The organism is Komagataeibacter sp. FXV3 (assembly GCF_015155755.1).
Classification (GTDB): Bacteria; Pseudomonadota; Alphaproteobacteria; order Acetobacterales; family Acetobacteraceae; genus Komagataeibacter.
This window is the reverse complement of the sequence record NZ_VWPI01000021.1, coordinates 1-5,242: the sequence shown is the minus strand read 5'-3', so window position 1 is coordinate 5,242 and position 5,242 is coordinate 1. Positions and strand designations below refer to the sequence as shown.

Sequence of the window (5,242 nt, the reverse complement as noted above, 5' to 3'; positions counted from 1 at the left end):
GTTCCAACCAACGCCGATCAGGGCGTGGTGATTGTCGGCGCGGGTGCAGCCGGTGTCACGGCGGCCGTATCCCTGCGCGAATTCGGTTTTGCTGGCCGGATCACCATGATTGGCGAGGAAGCAACACCCCCCTATGACCGCACGGCCCTGACCAAGACGGTTCTGGCGGAAAAGGAAGAGGGCAACCTCGCGCCCGCCCTGCGTCCGGACGGTTTTTACGAAACCCATGGCATAGACCGCGTGGTGGCGCGGGTCACGGCGTTCGATCCCGCCAGCCGCACGGTGGAACTGTCGGATGGACGGAAACTGACTGGCGATCGTGTCGTACTGGCGCCCGGCGCCGCACCGCGCGCGCTTGATGTACCGGGACATGACCTGCCCGACGTTTTCACGCTGCGCAGCCAGGCGGACGCGCAGGCCATACTGGCGACACGCAACATCACGGGCCAGCATGTGGTGGTATGCGGCGGTAGCTTTATCGGGATGGAGGCTGCGGCATCACTGTGTCAGGCCGGTGCGCAGGTTACGGTCGTCTCCGCCACTGCCGTTCCGTTTGAAAAGGCACTGGGCCATGAAATCGGCCTGCGCCTGCGCAGACTGCATCAGGAAAAGGGGGTCACCTACATCGGCGGCCACCGTGTCACCGCCATTGCCGAACGGGGTGGCAAACGGCAGGTTACACTGGATAATGGCAGTATCCTGATGGCCGATATGGTGGTCGCCGGTCTGGGAGTGCGTCCGGCCACCGGGTTCGCGCCAGCACTGGCCACAGGTCCCGATGGCGGCATTGACGTGGATGGCACAATGCAGGCAGCCCCGCATGTCTATGCCGCGGGTGATATTGCGCGTTTTGTACATCAGGGTCAGCGCATACGGATCGAACACTGGCGCACGGCACAGATACACGGCCGCGTCGTGGCACGATCCATTATGAAACAGCCCGGCCGATTTGAGGAAATTCCGTGGTTCTGGACCCTGCAGTTTGGCAGGAAGCTGGAATATGTCGGATATCAGGAACCCTTTGACCGCGTCACCATCGAAGGGGATCTGGACGCTTTCAATTTCCTGGCCACCCAGTGGCATGGCGCACGCCGTGTGGGCGTGATTACCGCTGGCAGGCCACGGGAAACGGGGGAACTGGTGTTGCGCCGCACGCTGTAACGCGCCATCTCCCGCTCTGGCTGGATGGTGCAGGACAAAATATGCTGCCCCGCAGCCTACAGTCTTGTGCGGGAAAATGAATAATGACGGCATCCATCACGCCGCAACGGCGATATCAGCGTATCATACCGGCCCTGATGACGATATTGGGCATAATTGGATGGGTTCATCCCGACATGGCACGCGACCTGCCTGCCCCGACCGTTACCACCGATGCAACAGCGTCAACCTGCACGGCGTTGCATGCGCAGCCGGATGTGCGGATATCGCTCCTGTTCGGCCTGCGCCGCCCCCATGGTGGTCGCATTACCAGACGGGAATGGGACAGTTTCATGCGCGATACCGTAACCCCGCGCTTTCCTGCCGGGCTGTCGATATTGCGGGCGGAAGGACAGTGGCGGGATCGCGAAAGCGGGCAGATCGGGCGTGAACCCAGCCGGATCGTATGGATTGTAACCCCACCCGCCCCCGATCTGGCCGATCGGCTTGACGCCATCCGCCAGGCCTATCGCACCCGCTTCCAGCAGCAGGCCGTGGGCGTGGTCATGACGGCAGGCTGTGAGGCCTTCTGACAGCCTGCCGGGAAAACGCTTTAGATACCGCCGGAAATGGGCAGGTTGACCCCGGTCATGTAGCTGGAATCATCACTGAGCAGGAATGCCACCACACCGGGAATTTCGTTGATATTGCCATAACGGCGCATGGGAATGCTGCCGATCATCTGCTGTGCCACTTCCTTGGGGTCGGTGGAAAAATACTGGCTTCCTGCCTTTGCCTGCAGTTCCACCTGCCGGTCCCACATGAACCCCGGCCCCATGAAGGCGGGGCTTATGGCATTGACGCGGATGTTGTAGGGGGCAAGATCCTTCGCCGCGACCTCGGTCAGGCCGATAATGGCGAATTTGGATGCGCCATAGGCCGCCATGTTGGGCGGTCCCTGCACGCCCGCCATGCTGGCCGTATTGACGATGCGACCGAATTTGCGTGCAACCATGTGCGTTGACACATGCCTGAGCACATGGAACGCGCCCACCACGTTGATCTGCATGACGCGGGCGAAATCCGCCTCGGGATAATCCTGAAGCGGCGCGAAGGCCCCCTGGTAGCCCGCATTGTTGAACAGGAAGTCGATCTGGCCCAGTTCCGCCACAACGGTTTCGACCGTCTTGCGGACCTGTTCGTTATCCGTCACGTCGCAGGTATAGATGTTGATACGCACTTCATGTTCAAGCAGCGTGGCACGTGCCTGTTCCAGCTTGGCGGCATCGACATCCAGCAGCGCCAGATCGGCGCCCTGACTGGCCAGACGGCCTGCGGTCGCAAGGCCGATATTACCCGCCGCACCTGTTACGACGGCCACTTTTCCTGCAAATGGAAGGGGAACACCAGACATATATGTTTCCTTGATCACAATGGGTCCGGATTGAAAATAAAAGACAGCACGCCCGTCCTGCCCTACCGGCACCGGACGTTGCAACGTCTTTGTAACCCAGCCGGTTCAATATGTTCCGACTACAGGAAAATGTGAATGGTATCTGATCATGAAACCCCGGATTCAGGGTTGCGACTGGATCTGGCAGGTATGGTCCTGCAGTTCTTCACCCGATGCACGGTCGCCATGCACAAGATCGACATGGTCATCAAGAATGACGAAACCCGTCCGTCCATCGGCCTGCCTGATCTCCGCAATCACCAGCGTATGCCGTCCCATTTCCCGTGCGGGATCGGCCATGTCGTGCGCCAGCAGCGCAAATGGCCGTACGCCTGACAGGTCGGGCGTATCAACCAGACGGGCACGATAGGGATGGCCATACAGCGGCAGGGCAGTCCATCCCGCCCCCAGACGCGGCAGCGCGCGCTGCAACGCCGCCCGGATATCGGGACGGATGCAGTCAACATGAATATGAAGCTGGTTCTGGCTGCGCCCATAGACCGAGTTTATGGCCAGGGACATGTCCTCCGCCGGTAGGGCATGGGGTAACCTGCGGTTGACGCGCGCCGTTTGCCGCCAGGCATAGGCAATGTAATCCGGCGCGTCCCCACGCGTAATGGCGGGATCTTCCATGCCTGTAATGCGCCGTGTCGGGATCAGCAGGTACTGTCCCGTTCCGACACGGTCCTTCAGCACGGCATAACCGGCATGTATGTCGGTTTCCTCACACGGGTTGCCGTCCGCATGCGCCACGCACTGTTCATGCACGATATGCCATAACGCATCGGGGGAATGCCTGCCCACTACCTCACGGGCACAGATCAATACCCCCAACAGCAGGCCTATGCCCCACAGCATCCGTTTTTTCATGCAGGTCCCCTCACCCCGCCTGCTGGCGTTCCCACCGCCGGACCAGGGGCAGCAGCAGGGCAAAGACAAGGGTGGCAAGTGCCGCAAGGCCGGTCAGGGACCGGAACAGGTCGCCATAGATCGCCAATGTCCGCGCGGCATCCATGTTGGCCGGATCGGGTGTATCGACCGCCGCCATATTGGCGACAAGACTGCCGACATACATGGCAAAGCCGATCAGCACATAATAACATCCCACCATGAAGGCGCTGATACGTGCGGGCACATAACGGGCGATTGCCGCAAGGCCAAGGCCGCTGATCATCAGTTCCCCCAGTGAAAGCGGGCCATACCCCACCAGCATCACCCATGGCGAGACAAGGGGTGACGCCGATAGCGCCGCACTGCCCCACCATATCAGGAAGGACAGGGTCACACACCCGAAACCGATGATGAATTTGACCGCGATGCCCATATCAACATGCCGTCGCCCCAGAGCACCATAGAGCGCGACCAGCAGGGGCGTTCCCGCCATGATCCATAACGGATTGAACCCCTGGAACTGTCCCGCCGAAAGCGAGAACAGGCGCACGCCCCCCAACATGAAATCCTTGCTGACATTGCGCAGGGCGAACAGGGTAAGCGAGGTCACCATCTGCTGGTAGAATATGAAATACAGCGCCACCTCGAATGTCAGCAGGTACATGATCTTCAGTCCCGGACGCTCCGCCGCATCTGCACGCCCGTATACCATGACCCATGCAAGCAGGATCAGGATGCCGGACGCAATGACCAGTCCCCCCTGAATGGAGGTGGAGGCAAAAACACGCGCCGACAGTTCAATGACAGCCCCCATTCCCGCAATCACCGCCAGCACACGCCATACCGGCACAGGGCGAAAATCCGGGTCCGTGCCGGTACAGGCCAGTCGCGTCCGGCGCATGAAGTAACAGCCCGTACCCAGCCCAAGCCCGATGGCACAGGACACGAACGCGGCCCCCCAGCCATAGGTCTGCTGCAGCCATGGGGTCAGGAACAGGGAAAAAGTCGAACCGACATTGATCGCCATGTAATAGATCGTAAAGGCCACATCCAGCTTCTGGTCCTGCCGACGGTATATGATGGTCACCATGTTGCACGAATTGGGTTTGAACAGGCCGTTACCGACGACAATTACCCCCATGGCAAGATAGAGCGCACGCGCACTGCCCCCCAGTGTCCCCAGCAGCAGATACCCCAGCGCAAGGACAATGCCACCGGCCACCATTGTCCGCCGCGATCCCGTAACCCGATCGCCCAGCCACCCGCCCGCCACGGGTGCTGCATAGGTCAGGGCGGAAAAACTGCCCCACAGCATGTTTGCCTGCGTATCGCGCAGGCCCAGTTTCTGGACCATGTACAACAGCAGGATCGCCTGCATGCCGTAAAAGCCGAACCGTTCCCATGTTTCCATGGCCAGCACGACGCCAAACGCCGTGGAACGATCTGCGTGAGACAGTGTGGCGTCGGGATCATGCATCTGGACCGGCCTCAAGGAACTGTTTCAAAAACAAACCATTGATAAAAAATTATATTTTCAAAAAACTTCTACATAATCCGCGCTCAGGGAGCATTTGAAAAACTAGTTCGTAATAACACTTTAAAATTAAAAGAAGTTTTTGGTGAAGATTTTTTCAGGGTCTGTTGGGAATTAACGCGAATTGATGATTGCGGCGGTGAGATAAATCATCGCTGCGAATGATCTGTCGGTCTTGTCGCTTCGCATGGCGATGCGCTTGAACTCCTTGAGCTTGCAGAAGA

The 5,242-nt window shown here is 59.4% G+C and carries 5 protein-coding genes; 2 read left to right on the top strand and 3 right to left on the bottom strand.

Annotated features, from left to right (window positions below; translation table 11 throughout):
• On the top strand, nucleotides 1-1,161 hold a 1,161-nt coding region (locus tag F1542_RS02230), incomplete at its 5' end, for an NAD(P)/FAD-dependent oxidoreductase (RefSeq protein WP_193731596.1).
• Nucleotides 1,162-1,337: 176 nt separating this feature from the next.
• A complete protein-coding gene (locus F1542_RS02225) occupies nucleotides 1,338-1,733 on the top strand; it encodes a DUF3574 domain-containing protein (RefSeq protein ID WP_227672400.1) in 396 nt (131 codons plus the stop codon).
• A gap of 20 nt (nucleotides 1,734-1,753) precedes the next feature.
• On the opposite strand, the gene F1542_RS02220 is transcribed toward F1542_RS02225, so the two are convergent.
• The 3 genes from F1542_RS02220 to F1542_RS02210 form a co-directional block, all read right to left on the bottom strand.
• Nucleotides 1,754-2,554: an SDR family NAD(P)-dependent oxidoreductase gene (locus F1542_RS02220; protein ID WP_193731594.1), complete on the bottom strand. Its 801-nt coding sequence runs from the start codon at nucleotides 2,552-2,554 to the stop codon at nucleotides 1,754-1,756.
• 162 nt (nucleotides 2,555-2,716) lie between these two features.
• On the bottom strand, nucleotides 2,717-3,463 hold the full coding sequence (locus tag F1542_RS02215) for a CDP-diacylglycerol diphosphatase (protein ID WP_227672399.1): 747 nt from the start codon (nucleotides 3,461-3,463) through the stop codon (nucleotides 2,717-2,719).
• Nucleotides 3,464-3,473: 10 nt separating this feature from the next.
• Nucleotides 3,474-4,961, bottom strand: a complete 1,488-nt coding sequence (locus F1542_RS02210) for a peptide MFS transporter (protein ID WP_193731593.1) — start codon at nucleotides 4,959-4,961, stop codon at nucleotides 3,474-3,476.
• Nucleotides 4,962-5,242 lie beyond the last annotated feature (281 nt).

Bases quoted from the DNA above. Each gene is read 5' to 3' on its own strand.
- F1542_RS02225 (WP_227672400.1), top strand. From the start codon at position 1,338: ATGGCACGCGACCTGCCTGCCCCGACCGTTACCACCGATGCAACAGCG.
- F1542_RS02220 (WP_193731594.1), bottom strand. From the start codon at position 2,554: ATGTCTGGTGTTCCCCTTCCATTTGCAGGAAAAGTGGCCGTCGTAACA.
- F1542_RS02215 (WP_227672399.1), bottom strand. From the start codon at position 3,463: ATGAAAAAACGGATGCTGTGGGGCATAGGCCTGCTGTTGGGGGTATTG.
- F1542_RS02210 (WP_193731593.1), bottom strand. From the start codon at position 4,961: ATGCATGATCCCGACGCCACACTGTCTCACGCAGATCGTTCCACGGCG.